Raw genomic sequence first — 19,485 nt, 5'->3', positions numbered from 1 at the left:
GGCGGGGAGTTTCCTACCCGCCTGGAAAGAAAAGATTACAGGACTTTATGTGGGCCGAAGCATTCGTAGTGGATGCTGTCGGCGTTAACGCCAAGCTCAACCAGCTGTTTTGCCGCATGCTGCATAAAGGCAACCGGGCCGCACAGGTAGAACTGCATCTGCGGATCCTGCAGCTTATCGGCAAGCGATGAAAGCGCCATCAGCCCTTCACTGTCGAATGCGCCGGACTGACGGTCTGCGTCGGTCGGGGTGCGGAACCACAGGTGTGAGGTGAAGTTCGGCAGCGCGCTACCCAGCGTTTTCACTTCATCGGCAAAGGCGTGAACGCTGCCGTTTTCTGCGGCGTGGAACCAGTTTACCTGTGCCGGATGGCGGTTTTTCGACAGCGTATCCAGCATGGCCAGCATCGGGGTTTGCCCCACGCCGCCGGAGATAAGCGTAACTGGCGTTTGCGGTGTGACGTTAAGGAAGAAATCACCGGCAGGCGCGGCCAGATAGACCACATCGCCTTCTTTTGCCGCGTTATGCAGCCAACTTGAGACCTGGCCGCCGTTTTCACGTTTCACGGCAATGCGATAGCCTTTACCGTCCGGCTTGCGGGTCAGCGAGTATTGACGAATCTCCTGATACTCGAAGTCTTCCGGCTTCAACCATACCGCCAGATACTGGCCTGGCTGATAATCCGCCACTGGCTGACCATCTACCGGCTCCATCTCGAAGCTGGTAATCAGATCGCTACGCGGGGTCTTTTTGACGATGCGGAAAGCACGGGTGCCTTCCCAGCCGCCGGTTTTATTAGCGTTATCCTGATAAATCTCGGCTTCACGGTTGATAAACACGCCTGCCAGTACGCCATAAGCCTTGCCCCAGGCATCCAGCACTTCCTGGCCCGGGCTAAACATCTCATCCAGCGTCGCCAGCAGGTGCGCCCCCACAATATTGTACTGCTCTGGTTTAATCTGGAAGCTGGTGTGCTTCTGAGCGATTTTCTCTACCGCCGGCAGCAGCGCGGGCAGGTTTTCAATATTGCTGGCGTAGGCGGCAATGGCGTTAAACAGCGCTTCACGCTGGTCGCCGTTACGCTGGTTGCTCATATTGAAAATCTCTTTCAGCTCCGGATTGTGGGTGAACATCCGATCATAAAAGTGGGCAGTGAGCTTCGGGCCGGTTTCAACCAGCAGGGGAATAGTGGCTTTTACGGTGGCGATGGTTTGAGCGTCAAGCATGGCAGGTCTTCCTTTCAATCAATGTTATCTAATGTTGCATGTTAAATGCATCTTATAAAAATACCCCTGTTTTGTAAATGGTTCTTTGAAAGAATGCACCATTGCGGTTACAACATGAATTATTCACATCACAATCCTGAAAAGAAATCCGTTTCCCTGCCTCAGGCCTTTATTCCTCAACCCCTTGTCTGGCGCGGAGGAAAACGTTTGCGTAAATTCGTTTGTCAAGACCTGTTATCGCAGAACTAATCAGTTATACTGTTGGCCGTTGTCCAATTGGACTGCCTTTTCAGGCCAAAATTTAATTGTTAGCTGAGTCAGGAGATGCGGATGTTAAAGCGTGAAATGAACATTGCCGATTATGATGCCGAACTGTGGCAGGCTATGGAGCAGGAAAAAGTACGTCAGGAAGAGCACATCGAACTGATCGCCTCCGAAAACTACACCAGCCCGCGCGTAATGCAGGCGCAGGGTTCTCAGCTGACCAACAAATACGCTGAAGGTTACCCAGGCAAACGCTACTACGGCGGTTGCGAATACGTTGATATCGTTGAACAGCTGGCGATTGACCGCGCGAAAGAACTGTTCGGCGCAGACTACGCTAACGTACAGCCGCACTCCGGTTCTCAGGCTAACTTTGCGGTCTACACCGCGCTGCTGCAGCCGGGCGATACCGTTCTGGGTATGAACCTGGCGCAGGGCGGCCACCTGACTCACGGCTCCCCGGTTAACTTCTCCGGTAAACTGTACAACATCATCCCTTACGGCATTGATGAGTCTGGTAAAATTGACTACGACGAGATGGCTAAGCTGGCTCAGACCCACAAACCGAAAATGATTATCGGTGGCTTCTCCGCTTACTCCGGCGTTGTAGACTGGGCAAAAATGCGTGAAATCGCAGACAGCATCGGTGCTTACCTGTTCGTCGACATGGCGCACGTTGCTGGTCTGATTGCCGCAGGCGTTTATCCGAATCCGGTTCCACACGCTCACGTTGTGACCACGACCACTCACAAAACCCTGGCGGGCCCACGCGGTGGCCTGATCCTGGCGAAAGACGGTAGCGAAGAGCTGTACAAAAAACTGAACTCCGCCGTGTTCCCAAGCGCGCAGGGTGGCCCTCTGATGCACGTTATCGCTGGTAAAGCGGTTGCGCTGAAAGAAGCGATGGAGCCAGAGTTCAAGGTTTACCAGCAGCAGGTTGCTAAAAACGCTAAAGCGATGGTGGAAGTGTTCCTGAACCGTGGCTACAAAGTGGTTTCCGGCGGTACTGAAAACCACCTGTTCCTGCTGGATCTGGTTGATAAAAACCTGACCGGTAAAGAAGCTGACGCCGCTCTGGGTCGTGCGAACATCACCGTGAACAAAAACAGCGTGCCAAACGATCCGAAGAGCCCGTTCGTGACTTCCGGTATCCGTATCGGTTCCCCGGCTGTCACCCGTCGCGGCTTCAAAGAAGCGGAAGTGAAAGAGCTGGCTGGCTGGATGTGTGACGTGCTGGACAACATCAACGATGAGTCCGTTATCGAAAGCGTCAAAGCGAAAGTGCTGGATATCTGCGCTCGCTTCCCGGTTTACGCGTAATCGCTAACCGTAAGATGCAAAAAAGGCCGCGTATGCGGCCTTTTTTATGCCTGATGAGGCGAAGCCGCCATCAGGCAAACCCTCAACGCCTATCTAACGAAATTTTCCCCGGCCCGACAATCGCCAGCAGCAGGAACGCCCCTGAAATGCTGATGTTCTTGTAGAAGTTAATCATGTTCGGCATCACCGCATCGCCGGTCATGTTCCAGAAGTGGTGACCAATCACCGCCGTCCCCAGAGTGTAGAAAATAAAAATCACCGCCAGTGGACGAGTAAAGAAGCCCAGAATCACCAGAATAACGGCCGGCACTTCCATCAGAATGGCAATAATGGCCGCCAGCGCAGGCATTGGCGTGCCGATGGATGCCATATACTGCACCGTTCCATCGTAGTGAAGCATTTTGGGATAGCCGGAGAGAATAAACAGCAGCACGATAGCGATACGCGCAATCAGCAACAGCAGGTCGCGCGATGCGCCAAACTCGAGATAACGGAGAGCGTTCATGGTCATTCCATTGTGTAAGTACGTGTGATTTAAACGTAATACACAATGTTGCTCCCTGCCACCGTGCGCACATAAATCAGTCTTATGGCTGGAACATACGTACTGCGTTAGAGCGGGATAAACACCCCGCTTTGATGCCCGGTTATATGAATATTTCTAATACGAAGTTCGTCGCTTTTCTGCTCGCCCTGATGACGAATTCAGCGAGACGCTTTCAGAACCTTGCCGCATTTTTCATCGCTCGCCTGACCGTTACCGCTCATTGCGGCCTGAATGCACGCCTGATAATCCAGCGAGGAAATGGTTTCGTTACTGCTGTGCGTTTGCGGTTTTGACGCGGTGCTGGCGCAGCCCATCAATAAAAGTACAACGAGCGCGGGAAGAAGCGTTTTCATGGTGCCATCCTGGGTTATTGGTGTCCTGATGACAGTGTGCACCGCGGTGAAAGCGAGTGCTGTAACCGTTTGTGCGGACGGATCACTGGCGTAAAAATAGCTAAAGGTGATATCCATCACAATTATCTCGTTAACGTGAGGAGTAGTGCTCTTCAGAATGTGGGTTGAGTCATTAGACTAGGGGCTCCAAAACGGGAGGACCCATGGTTTTGCACTCCACGCGCTGGCTGGCGCTCAGTTACTTCACCTATTTCTTTAGCTACGGCATTTTTCTTCCCTTCTGGAGCGTCTGGCTCAAAGGCGCTGGGCTGTCGCCCGAAACCATCGGTCTGCTGTTAGGGGCGGGGCTGGTCGCCCGTTTTCTCGGTAGTCTGCTGATAGCGCCGCGGGTGAGCGATCCTTCGCGCTTGATAAGCGTGCTGCGCATTCTGGCGCTGATGACGCTGCTGTTCGCCGCCGCTTTCTGGGTGGGTACGCAGGTTGCCTGGTTGATGGTGGTGATGATCGGTTTCAACCTGTTCTTCTCGCCGCTGGTGCCGCTTACCGATGCGCTGGCGAACACCTGGCAAAAACAGATAACGATGGACTACGGCCGGGTGCGGCTGTGGGGCTCAATTGCTTTCGTGATTGGTTCCGCGCTGACCGGTAAGCTGGTGAGCCTGTTCGATTACCACGTCATCCTGGTGATGCTGAGTCTTGGCGTCGCGTCAATGTTGCTGGGGATGTTGCTGAAACCGTCGGTGATGCCGCTCGGTGAATCCCGCCATCAGGAGAGCGTTGGCTGGCCAGCCTGGCGTTCTTTAGTTACGCAAAACTGGCGCTTTCTTGCCTGCGTGAGCCTGCTTCAGGGGGCACATGCCGCCTATTACGGTTTCAGCGCTATCTTCTGGGAAGGGGCGGGGTACTCGGCGTCGGCTATTGGCTATCTGTGGTCGTTGGGCGTGGTCGCCGAAGTGGTCACCTTTGCGCTGAGCAAAAAGGTATTCCGCCGCTTTAGCGCCCGGGATCTGCTGCTGCTGTCGGCCATTTGCGGCGTTATCCGCTGGGGGCTGATGGGCTGGACGACCAGTCTGCCGTGGCTGATTCTGATTCAGATCCTGCACTGCGGCACCTTTACCGTCTGCCATCTGGCGGCGATGCGCTACATTGCTGCCCGTCAGGGGAGCGAAGTTATCCGCCTGCAGGCGGTCTACTCGGCGGTGGCGATGGGCGGCAGCATTGCGGTGATGACCATGTTCTCAGGCTTCCTTTATCAGCATCTTCACCAGGGGCTGTTCTGGGTGATGGCGCTGGTGGCGCTGCCTGCACTGGTGCTGCGACCGAAAACCGTCGCCCGCTAGGTCTCCAGAATCTTGCAGATATGCTGCTGCTGATGCTCGCTGAGCGGTTGCTCGGCGTGGATCAGCGGCGGTGAAAATAGGGGGAGGGCAATCGCGTACGGCGAAATCACGAGCGTGCTGTTTTTCGGCGCGCCCTCTTTCTGGAAGACGTTGACCGTCAGGTACTTGACGGTGAGCGGCAGTAGCGTCAGTTCCCTCAACTGCTGTTCAATCTCCTGCTCCAGCGCCGGGTTGTCGCCGGTTAACAGCACCACCTGTTTCTCGTGCAGCTCGCTCTCCTGCATTAATCCAGCGCCAAAAATCACCGCAATCAGCGCCGCTTCATCGTCGCTGAAGTGCAGGGTATAGCGCGTTTCAAAATCACTCAGCGCCGCACGGGTGGTGCGAATTAATCGTGGGTAAAGGCGGTGGATCTCTTCTGGCAGGTGATGATCGATGCCGATCTCAAACACGCAGCGGTTCAGCGCCTGCGCTACGTGAACGTAGAGTTGATCGTGCAGGCTGCGTTCATTGGTGAAATGGCAGTGAGCCTCATGTTGAAAACGGTCGACCAGCCGGGCAATCGCCAGATGTAGCTGCTGGTCCTGTTCGCGTCCATCAAACTGGGGATTTGGCACCTTCAACAGCATAAACAGCAGCGCCAGGAAGTGCTGCTCGTTGCGGTTTGGCGTTTGCATCACCCGCCTCTGCCAGTGGTGGACAATATCCGCCGCCATCTGATATTCCAGCGTGGACTGCGTCCAGGCGCTTTGCTGCGTGCTAAAAATCGGGCTTTCTCCCTGATGATGCTGTAATAAACAGTACTGGAGATAGAGGCGTAAAAACTGCACGTCGCGACATTCAAAATCGCGCTGCAGGCTGCGGGCGCAGCGGTTCACCAGCGCCTGCAGGTTGGTTTCATCGTACAGCGTACGCGGGATCTTCAACTGCCTGAGCTGCGTTTTCAGCGCGGGTGTAAAATGGTGCGCCACAAAGTGCGGACACAGACGCAATGCGCGGCGAAGCCAGTGCAGTAAGCACAGGCGCAGGTCGAGGGTTGTGCCTTCAATCCGATAGCAGCCATCCGCCTGAGTGGCGATCGCCAGACGATGGTAACGCTCAACCTCCTCTCCGGCTTCAATGACATCTTGCCGGGCGGTGGAAACATCGACATTATTCACGATGCCAATGTATTCCGCCGTGATGGAATGACCAGGGAGATAGAGCATCAGCAGCGCCTGGCAGCGGCGCTGCGGACTGGAAAGCACAGATGGCGGTTCGAGTACGGTCATCATCTGTTGGGATCCAGCAGCAGGTTATGAGCATAAGAATAGACAAAAGATAACGGCAGCTAATGGGCTTTAGCTAAGGAATGCGGGTGACGGTCACAGAATTTTTCACTGAGGAACCGATGAAGAGAGTGAAACAATGCGCGGTTCTGATGTTTCTTACGGTTTTATCGTTAAACGCCAGCGCACATCCGCACAGCTTTATTACCATCACTAACCAGCTGGTGGTGGCTGACGGCAAGCTGACGGGTATGAAAATGCGCTGGGTGATGGATGAACTCACCTCGGCGGATTTGCTCTATGACGCGGGGAACGCAAAACCGGGCGATGAGGTCTGGAAAAAGCTGGCCGCTGAGGTGATGGCGAACGTGCTGGGGCAGCACTACTTTACCGAGTTCTGGCACGACGGCAAAAAGGTGAAGTTTGAGAACCTGCCTACCGCCTACGGCCTGGCGCGTCAGGGACATCAGGCGGTGCTGACCTTTACCTTACCGCTGGCGACGCCGCAGACGCTGGCGGGGCAGACCTACACCTTTTCTACCTTCGACCCGACCTATTATGTCGATATGAGCTACGAGAAGGACGGCGATGTGGCGTTTGCTCCCGATTTTAAAGGTGCATGTAAGGTCAGCGTCCATACCCCGCATCCCAATGATGAGATGCTCTCCTACGCGCAATCGCTCGATAAAGCGGATGCGCCGCCGGAAGATATGGACCTTGGAAAACAATTTGCGCAGAAGGTCACCATCGCATGTCAGTAATCTCCGTTAATCGTCGCACCTCGCGCCGCTGGCTGTCGCTCTGGCCGTTGCTGCTGTTTTTTGCGGTTGCGGTTATTGGCTTGCTATGGCTCTGGCAGGCCTGGCCACAGGTTATGCTGCAAAGCGTGGTCTGGCAACGCGACGTGAACCAGCAGATGAGCGGTTTGCTACAGGCCGTGGCGGAAAACCCGACTCAGGCGGGTGGGGCGCTGCTGCTGTTCAGTTTTGTCTACGGTGTGCTGCACGCGCTGGGGCCGGGGCACGGTAAGGTCGTCATCACCACGTGGCTGGCCACCCATCCTTCAAAATTAAAATCCAGTATTGGCCTGACGCTCGCGGCATCTTTACTACAGGGGCTGGTGGCTATTGGGCTGGTGGTCGTCGTGCTGACGCTGCTACGGCTTCCGGCGCGCCAATTGCACCTCAGCAGTTTCTGGCTGGAGAAGGGCAGCTATGCGCTGGTGGGCGTGCTGGGATTATTACTGTGCTGGCGGGCGCTGAAAAAGCTGCGTATGCTGCTGCGCAAACCGAAGTTTACTGCTTTTACGCCACATCACGTTCATGACCAACACTGCGGCTGTGGTCATCAGCACATGCCCGATCCTAAACAGCTTGAACGTGATGAAGACTGGCGGGCGAGGCTGATGATTATACTGTCGATGGGCATGCGCCCCTGTTCCGGTGCCATTATGGTGCTGCTGTTCAGCAAAGTGATTGGCGTGTTTGGCTGGGGCGTTGCCTCTGCTCTGGCAATGGCGGCGGGAACATCGCTCACCATCTCTTCTTTAGCGCTGCTGGTCCACGGTTTTCGCACCCTGGCGGTGAAGCTCAGCGGCAATAAAACGCCGGTGCTCTGGCGGCAGGTGGGCTGGACAACGCTGGCGTTGGCCGGTGGTGCAGTTCTGGTCGCTGCGGCGGTGGTCATGTGGTTGAGTGCTGTGCCGGTCGGCAGAGGATTAAGGCCGTTCTAGAGTGAAATGCTGGTCAATAAGGTGACCAGCATGTTCTTACTGCTGCCTGATAACGTTAGTTCAACGTGTAATCCAGCGTGATTTCTGCCTTCAGCACCTGGGAAACCGGACAGCCCGCTTTGGCTTTCTGGATGATGCCGTCAAACTGCTTCGGATCGATACCGGGCACGCTCACCTTACTTTGTAGAGCGATTTTGGTGATGGCAAACCCGCCGTCGGTTTTATCCAATGAGACGTCCGCCGTGGTATCAATGGCATCAGCCGTATAGCCCGCCTCACCCAGCATCAACGATAACGCCATCGAAAAACAGGCCGCATGCGCTGCGCCAATCAACTCTTCCGGGTTTGTGCCCTTTGCGCCTTCAAAGCGAGTATTAAAGCCGTAAGGTTGCTGGTTGAGCACGCCACTTTCGGTAGAGACCGTCCCTTTTCCGCGTTTGATATCGCCTGACCAGTGTGCAGAACCGTGTTTGTGAATGGTCATTCTCGTTCTCCTTTTGGCTAACAAAAGGTTAAGTATAGACGACGCATTTGGCAGCAACGGGAATAGAGATAATTCTGGGGAAGGGTAGGTACAAAAAAAAGAAGCCCACAAAGGGGCTTCTTAATGACGTGGAGTCCGAACTTAGCGCTTCAGCGCTTCAGCGCTTCGCTCAGCTCGTCACGCATGTTCGCCAGCATGGCTTTCACGATACGTGGGTTACCGGCAACGATGTTGCCGGTCATCATGTAGTTATGGCCACCGGTGAAGTCACAAACGATAGCGCCTGCTTCACGAGCGATCAGCTCGCCTGCGGCGAAATCCCATGGCTTCAGGCCGATTTCGAAGAAACCGTCAACGCGCGCAGCGGCAACGTAGGCCAGATCCAGCGCAGCGGAACCGGTGCGACGGAAGTCTGCGCATTCGGTAAACATTTTGCCGAGGATGTTCATGTAGGCGGTAGCGTGCTGTTTCGCTTTGAACGGGAAACCGGTCGCGATGATGGTGCCATCCAGGTCACGGCCAGTGCTGCCGCGCAGACGGTAACCGTTGAGCTGTGCGCCCTGGCCGCGGGTAGCGGTGAACAGTTCGTTGCGCATTGGATCGTAAACCACAGCCACTTCAGTACGGCCTTTGATGCGTACGGCGATGGAGACGGAGAAGTGTGGCAGACGTTTGATAAAGTTGGTGGTGCCATCCAGTGGATCGATAACCCATTGAACATCCAGATCTTCGCCAACATGTTCACCGCTTTCTTCGGTGATAATGGTGTGTTGCGGGTAAGATTTGCGAATGGTGTCGATAATCATCGCTTCAGCGGCTTTATCAACGTTAGTCACGAAATCGTTGCTGCCTTTCTGGCTCGCTTCAACAGCTTCTGGTGTTTCGTAGTTTTTGGCAATCAGGTTACCCGCCTTGCGCGCTGCGCGCACGGCGATGTTCAGCATCGGATGCATCAGGTTACTCTCACTGGATGTTAAAGAACGGGGGAAAACGGCGCATATCATAGCAGCGAATTCGGATTCTGTCTCAGGTTTATGGTAATATGGTCGAATAATCTTTAGACGAAGAATGACAATGCTGCAAAATATCCGAATCGTGCTGGTCGAAACCTCTCACACCGGCAACATGGGCTCCGTGGCCCGCGCTATGAAAACCATGGGCTTAACCAACCTGTGGCTGGTCAACCCGCTGGTGAAACCAGACTCCCAGGCCATTGCCCTGGCGGCCGGTGCCAGCGATGTGATTGGCAACGCGCAGATCGTCGACACCCTCGACGAAGCGCTGGCTGGTTGCAGCCTGGTGGTAGGCACCAGCGCGCGTTCCCGTACGCTGCCGTGGCCGATGCTTGACCCGCGTGAGTGCGGCCTGAAAAGCGTCTCGGAAGCCGAACATGCACCAGTAGCGCTGGTCTTTGGCCGCGAACGCGTGGGCCTGACCAACGACGAACTGCAGAAGTGTCATTACCACGTCGCAATTGCCGCTAACCCGGAATACAGCTCGCTGAACCTGGCGATGGCGGTGCAGGTTATCTCTTATGAAGTGCGCATGGCGTGGCTGGCCGCGCAGGAAAGCACGGAACCAAAGGTTGAGCACGAAGAGACGCCGTACCCGCTGGTTGACGATCTTGAGCGTTTCTATGGCCACCTGGAGCAGACGCTGCTCGCTACCGGCTTCATCCGCGAAAACCATCCGGGGCAGGTGATGAGCCGTTTACGTCGTCTGTTTACCCGTGCGCGCCCGGAAAGCCAGGAGCTGAACATCCTGCGTGGGATTCTGGCGTCTATTGAGCAGCAGAACAAAGGCAAGTAACGGCGTAAATGCCGGATGGCGCTTCGCTTATCCGGCCTACAAATCGTGCGGCCTGTAGGCCGGATAAGCGAAGCGCCATCCGGCAAATCAATACCGCACGGAACGCCAAATACCTGACTAAATTACTCAAGTAAATAGTTGACTGTTTTAGTCGGGAATGTCAGACTTGGCCCTGCTATGCAATACCCACAATATTATTAAAAACCCCGGGCAGGGGCGAGTTTGAGGTTAAGTAAGACATGAGACTGACATCTAAAGGGCGTTATGCCGTAACCGCGATGCTGGACGTTGCACTCAACTCCGAAGCGGGCCCGGTGCCGTTGGCTGATATTTCTGAACGTCAGGGAATTTCACTCTCCTATCTGGAGCAGCTGTTCTCCCGTCTGCGTAAAAATGGCTTAGTATCCAGCGTACGCGGACCAGGCGGTGGTTATCTGCTGGGTAAAGAAGCAAACCACATCGCAGTGGGTGAAGTAATTAGCGCAGTGGACGAGTCCGTTGACGCTACCCGCTGTCAGGGGAAAGGTGGCTGCCAGGGCGGCGATAAATGTTTGACCCACGCACTCTGGCGCGATCTGAGCGACCGTCTGACCGGCTTCCTGAACAACATCACCCTTGGTGAACTGGTGAATAACCAGGAAGTTCTGGACGTGTCTGGTCGCCAGCATTCGCACGACACCTCCCGCAATACCCGCGTACAAGACGCTATCGACGTTAAGTTACGTGCATAATCCACCTGCTCTGCCGTGTGCCTTATCGGGCGCACGTAGCAGGGCTGGTTATAGATAAAAATGAGATTTCAGAGTCAGGCCGGGACAGCGTCCCGTCAACACGGTCGTACATCCAGCCGGTTGCCTGACTCCTTGCATTGAGTGATGTACGGAGTTAAAGAGCAATGAAATTACCGATTTATCTCGACTACTCCGCAACCACGCCGGTGGACCCGCGTGTTGCCGAGAAAATGATGCAGTTTCTGACCCTGGACGGGACCTTTGGTAACCCGGCCTCTCGTTCACACCGTTTTGGCTGGCAGGCTGAAGAGGCGGTAGATATCGCCCGTAACCAGATTGCCGACCTCGTGGGTGCTGACCCGCGTGAAATCGTCTTTACCTCCGGTGCGACTGAATCCGACAACCTGGCGATTAAAGGTGCAGCCAACTTTTATCAGAAAAAAGGCAAGCACATCATCACCAGCAAAACCGAGCATAAAGCCGTGCTGGACACCTGTCGTCAGCTTGAGCGCGAAGGTTTCGAAATTACCTATCTGGCGCCACAGCGCAACGGCATTATCGATCTCAAAGAGCTCGAAGCCGCCATGCGTGACGACACCATCCTCGTCTCCATCATGCATGTGAACAACGAAATCGGCGTGGTGCAGGATATCGCGACCATCGGCGAAATGTGCCGTGCGCGCGGCATCATCTATCACGTTGATGCGACCCAGAGCGTGGGCAAACTGCCTATCGACCTGAGCCAGCTGAAAGTTGACCTGATGTCCTTCTCCGGTCACAAAATCTACGGTCCAAAAGGTATCGGCGCACTGTACGTTCGTCGTAAACCACGTATCCGTATCGAAGCACAGATGCACGGCGGCGGTCACGAGCGCGGCATGCGTTCCGGTACGCTGCCTGTTCACCAGATCGTCGGCATGGGCGAAGCTTACCGTATCGCGAAAGAAGAGATGGAGACCGAAATGGCCCGTCTGCGCGGTCTGCGTAACCGTCTGTGGAACGGCGTGAAGGATATGGAAGAAGTCTACCTGAACGGTGACCTCGAACAGGGCGCACCAAACATCCTCAACGTAAGCTTTAACTACGTTGAAGGCGAGTCCCTGATCATGGCGCTGAAAGACCTGGCGGTTTCCTCCGGTTCCGCATGTACTTCCGCAAGCCTTGAGCCATCCTACGTGCTGCGCGCACTGGGCATGACCGATGAGCTGGCACATAGCTCCATTCGTTTCTCTTTAGGTCGTTTCACTACCGAAGAAGAGATTGACTACACCATCAATCTGGTTCGCAACTCCATTGGCCGTCTGCGTGACCTTTCTCCACTGTGGGAAATGTTCAAACAGGGCGTGGATCTGAACAGCATTGAATGGTCGCATCATTAATCGGTACCGATAAGGAGAATTCATCATGGCTTACAGCGAAAAAGTAATCGATCACTACGAGAACCCACGTAACGTTGGTTCCTTCGACAACAGCGACGACAGCGTCGGCAGCGGCATGGTCGGTGCTCCGGCCTGCGGCGACGTGATGAAGTTGCAGATTAAAGTCAACAATGAAGGTATCATTGAAGACGCGCGTTTCAAGACCTACGGCTGCGGTTCCGCCATTGCTTCCAGCTCCCTCGTCACCGAGTGGGTAAAAGGGAAATCCCTGGACGAAGCACAGGCCATTAAAAATACCGATATCGCAGACGAGCTTGAACTGCCACCAGTGAAAATTCACTGTTCTATCCTGGCAGAAGACGCAATTAAAGCCGCTATTGCGGATTACAAAAGCAAACGTGAAGCAAAATAATTAAGAGTTGAGGTTTTTATGTCGATTACCTTAAGCGACAGTGCAGCAGCGCGAGTCAATACCTTCCTGTCAAACCGTGGTAAAGGGTTTGGTCTGCGTCTTGGCGTGAGAACGTCCGGTTGTTCAGGTATGGCCTATGTACTGGAATTTGTTGACGAGCCGGCGGCAGAAGATACCGTTTTCGAAGACAAAGGCGTGAAGGTTGTCATCGACGGTAAGAGCCTGCAATTTCTTGATGGCACGCAGCTCGACTTCGTAAAAGAAGGTCTGAACGAAGGGTTTAAATTTACTAACCCGAACGTCAAAGACGAGTGCGGTTGCGGCGAAAGCTTTAACGTCTGATTTTGAGTCCTGCCAACCCCACCCATGGTTTATCGCTGTGCGTGGGGTTTGTTTTAAATAGTTAACCCTGAGATCGTCATGGATTACTTCACTCTCTTTGGATTGCCAGCCGGTTATCACGTAGACACTCAGGCCCTCGCGGCACGCTTCCAGGACCTGCAGCGTCAGAGCCACCCCGACCGATTTGCTAGCGGCAGCGACGCTGAACAGCTCGCGGCGGTGCAGCGTTCTGCGAACATCAACCAGGCCTGGCAAACGTTGCGTCACCCGCTGATGCGCGCCGAATATCTGCTCTCCCTGCACGGCTTTGATCTTGCCTCCGAACAGCACACCGTGCGCGATACCGCGTTCCTGATGGAACAGCTGGAACTGCGTGAAGAGCTGGACGAGATTGAACAGGCGAAAGATACCGACCGTCTGGAAGGGCTTATCAAACGCATCAAAGCAATGTATAGCCAACGCCAGCAGCAGATGGTGGCGGAACTCGATTCGCAAACGTGGGAAGCGGCGGCGGATACCGTCCGTAAACTGCGTTTTCTCGATAAACTCCAAAGCAGCGCTGAATTACTCGAAGAAAAGCTGCTCGATTTTTGATTCTGGAAGCTTAACATGGCCTTATTACAAATTAGTGAGCCGGGTCTGAGCGCCGCGCCGCACCAGCGTCGTCTGGCGGTGGGCATTGACTTAGGTACCACCAATTCCCTGGTTGCTACCGTGCGTAGCGGTCAGGCGGAAACGCTGGCCGACAATCAGGGGCGTCACCTGCTGCCTTCTGTTGTGCACTATCAGGAGCAGGGCCACGTGGTCGGCTACGATGCGCGCACCAACGCCGCACTTGACCCCGCGAATACCATTAGCTCCGTAAAACGTATGATGGGCCGCTCGCTGGCGGATATCCAGGCGCGTTACCCACACCTGCCGTACCAGTTCCAGGCAAGCGAAAATGGCCTGCCGATGCTGGTGACCAAGGCCGGTGTACTGAACCCAATCCGCGTCTCGGCCGATATCCTCAAAGCGCTGGCGGCTCGTGCCACTGAAACCCTTGAGGGTGAGCTTGATGGCGTGGTGATTACCGTTCCCGCTTACTTTGACGACGCACAGCGTCAGGGCACCAAAGACGCCGCGCGTCTGGCTGGCCTGCACGTACTGCGTCTACTGAACGAACCGACCGCCGCGGCCATTGCTTACGGCCTCGACTCCGGTCAGGAAGGGGTGATTGCCGTCTACGATCTGGGCGGCGGTACCTTTGATATCTCGATTCTGCGCCTGAGCCGCGGCGTGTTTGAAGTGCTGGCCACCGGCGGGGATTCCGCGCTGGGCGGCGATGACTTCGACCACCTGTTGGCCGACCATATCCGCGAACAGGCGGGCATTGCCGATCGTAGCGACAACCGCGTACAGCGCGAACTGCTTGACGCCGCCATCGCCGCCAAAATCGCCCTGAGCGATGCCGACCGCGTGACCGTTGACGTCGCTGGCTGGAAAGGCGAGGTGACCCGCGAACAGTTTAACGACCTGATTTCCGCGCTGGTCAAGCGCACGCTGCTGGCCTGCCGTCGCGCATTGAAAGATGCGGGCGTGGAAGCCGAAGAGGTGCTGGAAGTAGTGATGGTTGGCGGTTCAACCCGCGTACCGCTGGTGCGTGAACGCGTGGGCGAGTTCTTTGGCCGTACGCCGCTGACCTCTATCGACCCGGATAAAGTGGTCGCCATTGGCGCCGCCGTGCAGGCTGATATTCTGGTCGGCAACAAGCCGGACAGCGAAATGCTGCTGCTCGACGTGATCCCGCTCTCTCTCGGCCTCGAAACCATGGGCGGCCTGGTAGAGAAGGTTATCCCGCGTAACACCACCATTCCGGTAGCACGTGCGCAGGAGTTCACCACCTTCAAAGACGGCCAGACCGCCATGTCCATCCACGTGATGCAGGGCGAGCGTGAACTGGTGCAGGACTGCCGTTCACTGGCGCGCTTTGCGCTGCGTGGTATTCCGGCGCTGCCGGCTGGCGGCGCGCACATTCGCGTGACCTTCCAGGTGGACGCCGATGGCCTGCTGAGCGTCACCGCCATGGAGAAATCCACCGGCGTTGAGTCCTCTATTCAGGTGAAGCCGTCCTACGGTCTGACCGATGGCGAAATCGCCACCATGATTCAGGATTCCATGAGCTATGCCGAGCAGGACGTGAAAGCACGTATGCTGGCAGAGCAGAAAGTGGAAGCCGCTCGCGTGCTGGAAAGCCTGCACAGCGCGCTGGCCGCTGATGCCGCGCTGTTAAGCGCCGCAGAGCGTCAGGAGATTGACGAAGCTGCCGCCGTGCTGAGCGCGGTTGCCGAGGGCAATGACACTGACGCCATAGAACAAGCCATTAAAAACGTTGACAAACAAACCCAGGAATTTGCCGCTCGCCGCATGGACCAATCCGTCCGTGTCGCGCTGAAAGGCCAATCCGTGGACGAGGTTTAATATGCCAAAGATTGTTTTTTTGCCACATCAGGACCTGTGTCCGGATGGCATCGTTGTGGAAGCTGAGACCGGTGAAACGATTCTGGATGCTGCGCTGCGTAGCGGTATCGAGATTGAACACGCCTGCGAAAAATCCTGTGCCTGCACCACCTGCCACTGCATCGTGCGTGAAGGCTTCGACTCGCTGCCAGAAAGCACCGAAGACGAAGACGATATGCTGGATAAAGCCTGGGGGCTGGAACCAGATAGCCGCCTGAGCTGCCAGGCCCGCGTCACGGATGAAGACCTGGTGGTCGAAATTCCGCGTTACACAATTAACCACGCGCGCGAGCACTAAGAGGATAGTATGGGACTTAAGTGGACTGACAGCCGCGAAATCGGCGAAGCGCTGTACGATGCTTACCCGGATACCGATCCGAAAACGGTGCGCTTTACCGACATGCACCAGTGGATTTGCGACCTCGAAGATTTTGATGATGACCCTCAGGCATCAAATGAAAAAATCCTTGAGGCAATTCTGCTAGTCTGGTTGGATGAAGCAGAATAAGTCACATAACGGGCTGCCATTCGGCGGCCCGTTTGCTAATAAGGATAAAAAAATGACAGAAGCCATGAAAATTACCCTTTCTACTCAGCCAGCCGATGCGCGCTGGGGTGAAAAAGCGGCCTATAGCATTAATGATGAAGGTATTGTCTTGCACCTGACCGGCCGCGACGACGCGGGCCTTATCCAGCGCGCGGCGCGTAAAATCGACGGCATGGGCATCAAGCACGTTGACCTGTCTGGCGAAGGCTGGAGCGTTGACCTCGCCTGGGCCTTCTGGGCGGGCTACAAAGGGCCGAAAGGCACCCGTCAGGTTGTATGGCCTGAGCTTGATGATGCACAGCGCCAGGAGCTCGACAACCGTCTGACCTACATCGACTGGGTGCGAGACACCATTAACGCCCCGGCGGAAGAGCTGGGCCCAGAACAGCTGGCGCAGCGCGCGGTTGACCTGCTGTGCGGCGTGGCGTGCGACAACGTTTCTTATCGCATCACTAAAGGCGAAGACCTGCGTGAGCAGGGCTATGCGGGCCTGCACACCGTAGGCCGTGGTTCTGAACGTCCGCCGGTACTGCTGGCGCTGGACTACAACCCAACGGGCGATAAAGAAGCACCGGTTTACGCCTGCCTGGTCGGTAAAGGTATTACCTTCGACTCCGGCGGCTACAGCATCAAACAGAGCGCGTTCATGGACTCTATGAAGTCCGATATGGGCGGTGCGGCAACCGTGACCGGTGCGCTGGCGCTGGCGATTACTCGCGGCCTGAACAAGCGCGTAAAACTGTACCTGTGCTGTGCGGATAACCTGATCAGCGGTAACGCCTTCAAACTTGGCGATATCATCCACTACCGTAACGGTAAAAATGTGGAAGTGATGAACACCGATGCGGAAGGCCGCCTGGTGCTGGCTGACGGTCTGATTGACGCTAGCGCGCAGAAGCCAGAGCTTATCATCGATGCGGCAACCCTGACCGGGGCGGCCAAAACCGCGCTGGGCAACGATTACCATGCGCTGTTTAGCTTTGATGACCAGTTGGCGAACCGTCTGCTGGCGAGCGCCAGTGCGGAAAACGAAGCCTTCTGGCGTCTGCCGCTGGCCGAGTTCCACCGCAACCAACTGCCGTCTAACTTTGCTGAGCTGAACAACACCGGCAGCGCGGCCTACCCGGCGGGCGCAAGCACCGCGGCGGGCTTCCTGTCTCACTTCGTGGAAAATTATCATCAGGGTTGGCTGCACATCGACTGCTCTGCCACCTACCGTAAAGCGGCCGTTGAGCAGTGGTCGGCGGGTGCGACCGGACTGGGTGTGCGGACTATCGCGAACCTGTTGACCGCCGAGTAATTTTTTCCCCTCACCCTAACCCTCTCCCCCAAGGGGAGAGGGGACCGTTCGGTTTTCTCCCTCGCCCCTTGGGGGAGAGGGCCGGGGTGAGGGGTATTCACACCTTCTGGAAGCACTATGTCTGAAAGCAAAAACGAACTCGAAACGCTGCTGGAACAAGCGGCAACCGAACCTGCTCATCGCCCAGCCTTTTTCCGCACCTTACTGGAGTCCACCGTCTGGGTGCCCGGCAGTGCGGCCGATGACCAGCAGGTTGTTGATGATAGCGCCTTAGAATTACAGCACTGGGAAAAAGACGACGGCACCTCAGTCATCCCGTTCTTCACCTCGCTGGAAGCCCTGAAAGGAGCGGTCACCACCGAGCAGGCATTTGTGGTTATGCCGGTGCGCACGCTGTTCGAAATGACGCTTGGCGAAACCTTGTTCCTCAACGCGAAGCTGCCGACCGGCAAAGAGTTTACCCCACGTGAAATCAGCCACCTGATTGGCGAAGAGGGCAATCCGCTCAGCACGCAGGAAGTACTCGAAGGTGGCAGCGCGCTGCTGCTCTCTGAAGTGGCTGAGCCACCGGCCCAGATGGTGGAGTCGCTGACCACGCTGTTCAAAACCCTGAAAACGGTGAAACGTGCGTTTATCTGCTCCATTAAAGAGCATGCGGACGAACAGCCTAACCTGCTGATTGGTATTGAAGCGGAAGGGGATATCGAAGAGATTATTCATGCCGCGGGCAGCGTCGCGACGGACACCCTACCGGGCGACGAGCCGATTGATATCTGCCAGGTGGTGGAAGGTGAGAAGGGCATCAGCCACTTTATGCTGGCGCATATCACGCCGTTCTATGAAAAACGCTGGGGTAGCTTCCTGCGTGATTTTAAGCAGAACCGAATCATTTGAAACCATGCCGGATGGCGGCGTAAACGCTTTGTCCGGCCTGCATTCGTAGCCCGGGCGAGGCGTTATACGCCGACCCCGGGATGACACGGCCCCGCTGTTACCTCTGAGGCTCAATCGGCAAATCGTCGCGCGCGCCCCATTCACTCCAGGCACCGTCATACAGCACGACCTCTTTCGCCCCCAACGTCTCCAGCGCCAGCAGAACCACCGCTGCCGTCACGCCTGAGCCACAGCTGGTGATAATCGGCTGATTAAGGTCTACGCCCTGACGAGCAAAAATCATTTCCAGCTCATCGGTGGTCTTCAGCTCGCCGTTGAAGGTCAGTTCGTTCCACGGCACGTTCAGTGCGCCGGGAATATGACCGCGCCGCAGGCCGGGACGCGGTTCATCCACTTCGGCATTAAAACGCCCGGCTGGACGCGCATCGACAATTTGCACCGAACGCTCATGGCTTGCCAGCAGCACATCGGTCAGGCGCACAACGGCATCGGCGTTAAACTTAACCTCGAATTCGCCCTCACCGGCATCAACATCCCCCTGTTCGAGCAGTCGTTCATCGCGCTGCCAGCCCGCAAGGCCGCCCGCCAGAATAGAGACGTTTTCCACACCAAAGGTTTTCAGCATCCACCACGCGCGCGGCGCGGAGAACAGGTTGCCCTCGTCATACACCACTAAATGACGATCGCTGCTTACGCCCAGTTCACGCATGGCGACGGCGAAAGCTTCCGGGCGCGGCATCATATGCGGCAGCGTCGAGGTGTGGTCGGACAGCGCTTCAATATCAAAGAACAGCGCGCCTGGCAGATGACCTGCACGGTACTCACCCGCCATATCCCGGTGTTCCTGCCCAGGAGGGGCCATCCGGGCATCGATAATCTGAATTGCCGGATCGTTTATGTGTTCAGCCAGCCAATCGGCGGCGACAAAGAAAGAGGTGGTCATTAGGTGCCTCCATTTGCAATCGTAGAGGAATTGTCGATGTTTTCCGCAGAGCTGACAAGTTAGCAACGCTGCGGTTGTGATTAAGGCTAAATATG

Annotated in this window: 22 protein-coding genes; 15 read left to right on the top strand and 7 right to left on the bottom strand. The window is 55.9% G+C overall.

Annotation, left to right across the window (positions count from 1 at the left end):
• Positions 1 to 35: 35 nt before the first annotated feature.
• Entirely contained in the window at positions 36 to 1,226 is a 1,191-nt protein-coding gene (gene hmpA, locus V6940_RS18470) for an NO-inducible flavohemoprotein (protein WP_333496830.1), read from the bottom strand.
• 330 nt (positions 1,227 to 1,556) lie between these two features.
• On the opposite strand from hmpA, the gene glyA reads away from it, so the two are divergent.
• Positions 1,557 to 2,810: a serine hydroxymethyltransferase gene (gene glyA, locus V6940_RS18465; protein ID WP_035891344.1), complete on the top strand. Its 1,254-nt coding sequence runs from the start codon at positions 1,557 to 1,559 to the stop codon at positions 2,808 to 2,810.
• An 82-nt stretch (positions 2,811 to 2,892) separates the two neighbouring features.
• On the opposite strand, the gene V6940_RS18460 is transcribed toward glyA, so the two are convergent.
• Both V6940_RS18460 and V6940_RS18455 read right to left on the bottom strand, forming a co-directional pair.
• Positions 2,893 to 3,315: a DoxX family protein gene (locus tag V6940_RS18460; protein WP_333496829.1), complete on the bottom strand. Its 423-nt coding sequence runs from the start codon at positions 3,313 to 3,315 to the stop codon at positions 2,893 to 2,895.
• A gap of 200 nt (positions 3,316 to 3,515) precedes the next feature.
• Positions 3,516 to 3,710 carry a ChiQ/YbfN family lipoprotein gene (locus V6940_RS18455; protein WP_333496828.1) on the bottom strand — a complete coding sequence of 65 codons (195 nt, stop codon included), beginning with the start codon at positions 3,708 to 3,710 and terminating at the stop codon, positions 3,516 to 3,518.
• 203 nt (positions 3,711 to 3,913) lie between these two features.
• Between V6940_RS18455 and V6940_RS18450 the strand changes: the two genes are divergently transcribed.
• Positions 3,914 to 5,050: a 3-phenylpropionate MFS transporter gene (locus V6940_RS18450; RefSeq protein ID WP_333496827.1), complete on the top strand. Its 1,137-nt coding sequence runs from the start codon at positions 3,914 to 3,916 to the stop codon at positions 5,048 to 5,050.
• Here the strand turns inward: V6940_RS18450 and csiE are convergent.
• Entirely contained in the window at positions 5,047 to 6,324 is a 1,278-nt protein-coding gene (csiE, locus tag V6940_RS18445; RefSeq protein ID WP_333496826.1) for a stationary phase inducible protein CsiE, read from the bottom strand. The two genes, V6940_RS18450 and csiE, sit on opposite strands and share 4 nt — an antisense overlap.
• 116 nt (positions 6,325 to 6,440) lie before the next feature.
• Between csiE and V6940_RS18440 the strand changes: the two genes are divergently transcribed.
• Together V6940_RS18440 and V6940_RS18435 are read left to right on the top strand one after the other, a co-directional pair.
• Positions 6,441 to 7,079: a DUF1007 family protein gene (locus tag V6940_RS18440; protein ID WP_333496825.1), complete on the top strand. Its 639-nt coding sequence runs from the start codon at positions 6,441 to 6,443 to the stop codon at positions 7,077 to 7,079.
• Positions 7,070 to 8,050: a nickel/cobalt transporter gene (locus V6940_RS18435; RefSeq protein ID WP_333496824.1), complete on the top strand. Its 981-nt coding sequence runs from the start codon at positions 7,070 to 7,072 to the stop codon at positions 8,048 to 8,050. Before V6940_RS18440 ends, V6940_RS18435 begins: the two co-directional genes overlap by 10 nt.
• A 55-nt stretch (positions 8,051 to 8,105) precedes the next feature.
• Here V6940_RS18435 and V6940_RS18430 read toward each other — a convergent pair whose 3' ends face one another.
• Both V6940_RS18430 and suhB read right to left on the bottom strand, forming a co-directional pair.
• Positions 8,106 to 8,534, bottom strand: a complete 429-nt coding sequence (locus tag V6940_RS18430; protein WP_333496823.1) for an OsmC family protein — start codon at positions 8,532 to 8,534, stop codon at positions 8,106 to 8,108.
• Positions 8,535 to 8,683: 149 nt separating this feature from the next.
• Positions 8,684 to 9,487: an inositol-1-monophosphatase gene (suhB, locus tag V6940_RS18425; protein WP_333496822.1), complete on the bottom strand. Its 804-nt coding sequence runs from the start codon at positions 9,485 to 9,487 to the stop codon at positions 8,684 to 8,686.
• Positions 9,488 to 9,608: 121 nt separating this feature from the next.
• Here suhB and trmJ point away from each other — a divergent pair, with 121 nt between their 5' ends.
• From trmJ to sseB, 11 genes are all read left to right on the top strand, one after another.
• Positions 9,609 to 10,343, top strand: coding sequence for a tRNA (cytosine(32)/uridine(32)-2'-O)-methyltransferase TrmJ (gene trmJ, locus V6940_RS18420; RefSeq protein WP_333496821.1), 735 nt, complete (start codon positions 9,609 to 9,611; stop codon positions 10,341 to 10,343).
• Positions 10,344 to 10,582: 239 nt separating this feature from the next.
• Complete coding sequence (gene iscR / locus V6940_RS18415; protein ID WP_035891361.1) at positions 10,583 to 11,074, top strand: Fe-S cluster assembly transcriptional regulator IscR; 492 nt, start codon at positions 10,583 to 10,585, stop codon at positions 11,072 to 11,074.
• A gap of 164 nt (positions 11,075 to 11,238) precedes the next feature.
• A complete protein-coding gene (gene iscS / locus V6940_RS18410) occupies positions 11,239 to 12,453 on the top strand; it encodes a cysteine desulfurase (RefSeq protein WP_035891364.1) in 1,215 nt (404 codons plus the stop codon).
• A 25-nt stretch (positions 12,454 to 12,478) separates the two neighbouring features.
• A complete protein-coding gene (gene iscU, locus V6940_RS18405) occupies positions 12,479 to 12,865 on the top strand; it encodes a Fe-S cluster assembly scaffold IscU (protein WP_004866383.1) in 387 nt (128 codons plus the stop codon).
• Positions 12,866 to 12,883: 18 nt separating this feature from the next.
• On the top strand, positions 12,884 to 13,207 hold the full coding sequence (gene iscA, locus V6940_RS18400; RefSeq protein WP_035891367.1) for an iron-sulfur cluster assembly protein IscA: 324 nt from the start codon (positions 12,884 to 12,886) through the stop codon (positions 13,205 to 13,207).
• A 78-nt stretch (positions 13,208 to 13,285) separates the two neighbouring features.
• On the top strand, positions 13,286 to 13,801 hold the full coding sequence (gene hscB, locus V6940_RS18395) for a co-chaperone HscB (protein WP_333496820.1): 516 nt from the start codon (positions 13,286 to 13,288) through the stop codon (positions 13,799 to 13,801).
• A 15-nt stretch (positions 13,802 to 13,816) separates the two neighbouring features.
• A complete protein-coding gene (hscA, locus tag V6940_RS18390) occupies positions 13,817 to 15,667 on the top strand; it encodes a Fe-S protein assembly chaperone HscA (protein ID WP_333496819.1) in 1,851 nt (616 codons plus the stop codon).
• A 1-nt stretch (position 15,668) separates the two neighbouring features.
• On the top strand, positions 15,669 to 16,004 hold the full coding sequence (gene fdx, locus V6940_RS18385) for an ISC system 2Fe-2S type ferredoxin (RefSeq protein WP_035891374.1): 336 nt from the start codon (positions 15,669 to 15,671) through the stop codon (positions 16,002 to 16,004).
• 9 nt (positions 16,005 to 16,013) lie between these two features.
• Positions 16,014 to 16,214 (top strand): Fe-S cluster assembly protein IscX, encoded by a 201-nt coding sequence (iscX, locus tag V6940_RS18380; protein WP_185668888.1) that lies wholly within the window; start codon positions 16,014 to 16,016, stop codon positions 16,212 to 16,214.
• Between the two features lie 52 nt (positions 16,215 to 16,266).
• Positions 16,267 to 17,553 (top strand): aminopeptidase PepB, encoded by a 1,287-nt coding sequence (gene pepB / locus V6940_RS18375; RefSeq protein ID WP_333496818.1) that lies wholly within the window; start codon positions 16,267 to 16,269, stop codon positions 17,551 to 17,553.
• 117 nt (positions 17,554 to 17,670) lie between these two features.
• Positions 17,671 to 18,447 carry an enhanced serine sensitivity protein SseB gene (sseB, locus tag V6940_RS18370; RefSeq protein ID WP_333496817.1) on the top strand — a complete coding sequence of 259 codons (777 nt, stop codon included), beginning with the start codon at positions 17,671 to 17,673 and terminating at the stop codon, positions 18,445 to 18,447.
• 97 nt (positions 18,448 to 18,544) lie between these two features.
• On the opposite strand, the gene sseA is transcribed toward sseB, so the two are convergent.
• Positions 18,545 to 19,390 carry a 3-mercaptopyruvate sulfurtransferase gene (sseA, locus tag V6940_RS18365; RefSeq protein WP_333496816.1) on the bottom strand — a complete coding sequence of 282 codons (846 nt, stop codon included), beginning with the start codon at positions 19,388 to 19,390 and terminating at the stop codon, positions 18,545 to 18,547.
• Between the last annotated feature and the right edge of the window lie 95 nt (positions 19,391 to 19,485).

Origin of the sequence: Kluyvera sp. CHPC 1.251, assembly GCF_036759945.1 — a bacterium.
GTDB lineage: Bacteria > Pseudomonadota > Gammaproteobacteria > Enterobacterales > Enterobacteriaceae > Kluyvera > Kluyvera sichuanensis.
Note: the sequence above shows the minus strand (reverse complement) of the source record. Positions and strands in the feature narration are given on the sequence as shown.

Coding starts and splice junctions, on each gene's coding strand:
- hmpA (WP_333496830.1), bottom strand. CDS start 1,226: ATGCTTGACGCTCAAACCATCGCCACCGTAAAAGCCACTATTCCCCTG.
- glyA (WP_035891344.1), top strand. CDS start 1,557: ATGTTAAAGCGTGAAATGAACATTGCCGATTATGATGCCGAACTGTGG.
- V6940_RS18460 (WP_333496829.1), bottom strand. CDS start 3,315: ATGAACGCTCTCCGTTATCTCGAGTTTGGCGCATCGCGCGACCTGCTG.
- V6940_RS18455 (WP_333496828.1), bottom strand. CDS start 3,710: ATGAAAACGCTTCTTCCCGCGCTCGTTGTACTTTTATTGATGGGCTGC.
- V6940_RS18450 (WP_333496827.1), top strand. CDS start 3,914: ATGGTTTTGCACTCCACGCGCTGGCTGGCGCTCAGTTACTTCACCTAT.
- csiE (WP_333496826.1), bottom strand. CDS start 6,324: ATGATGACCGTACTCGAACCGCCATCTGTGCTTTCCAGTCCGCAGCGC.
- V6940_RS18440 (WP_333496825.1), top strand. CDS start 6,441: ATGAAGAGAGTGAAACAATGCGCGGTTCTGATGTTTCTTACGGTTTTA.
- V6940_RS18435 (WP_333496824.1), top strand. CDS start 7,070: ATGTCAGTAATCTCCGTTAATCGTCGCACCTCGCGCCGCTGGCTGTCG.
- V6940_RS18430 (WP_333496823.1), bottom strand. CDS start 8,534: ATGACCATTCACAAACACGGTTCTGCACACTGGTCAGGCGATATCAAA.
- suhB (WP_333496822.1), bottom strand. CDS start 9,487: ATGCATCCGATGCTGAACATCGCCGTGCGCGCAGCGCGCAAGGCGGGT.
- trmJ (WP_333496821.1), top strand. CDS start 9,609: ATGCTGCAAAATATCCGAATCGTGCTGGTCGAAACCTCTCACACCGGC.
- iscR (WP_035891361.1), top strand. CDS start 10,583: ATGAGACTGACATCTAAAGGGCGTTATGCCGTAACCGCGATGCTGGAC.
- iscS (WP_035891364.1), top strand. CDS start 11,239: ATGAAATTACCGATTTATCTCGACTACTCCGCAACCACGCCGGTGGAC.
- iscU (WP_004866383.1), top strand. CDS start 12,479: ATGGCTTACAGCGAAAAAGTAATCGATCACTACGAGAACCCACGTAAC.
- iscA (WP_035891367.1), top strand. CDS start 12,884: ATGTCGATTACCTTAAGCGACAGTGCAGCAGCGCGAGTCAATACCTTC.
- hscB (WP_333496820.1), top strand. CDS start 13,286: ATGGATTACTTCACTCTCTTTGGATTGCCAGCCGGTTATCACGTAGAC.
- hscA (WP_333496819.1), top strand. CDS start 13,817: ATGGCCTTATTACAAATTAGTGAGCCGGGTCTGAGCGCCGCGCCGCAC.
- fdx (WP_035891374.1), top strand. CDS start 15,669: ATGCCAAAGATTGTTTTTTTGCCACATCAGGACCTGTGTCCGGATGGC.
- iscX (WP_185668888.1), top strand. CDS start 16,014: ATGGGACTTAAGTGGACTGACAGCCGCGAAATCGGCGAAGCGCTGTAC.
- pepB (WP_333496818.1), top strand. CDS start 16,267: ATGACAGAAGCCATGAAAATTACCCTTTCTACTCAGCCAGCCGATGCG.
- sseB (WP_333496817.1), top strand. CDS start 17,671: ATGTCTGAAAGCAAAAACGAACTCGAAACGCTGCTGGAACAAGCGGCA.
- sseA (WP_333496816.1), bottom strand. CDS start 19,390: ATGACCACCTCTTTCTTTGTCGCCGCCGATTGGCTGGCTGAACACATA.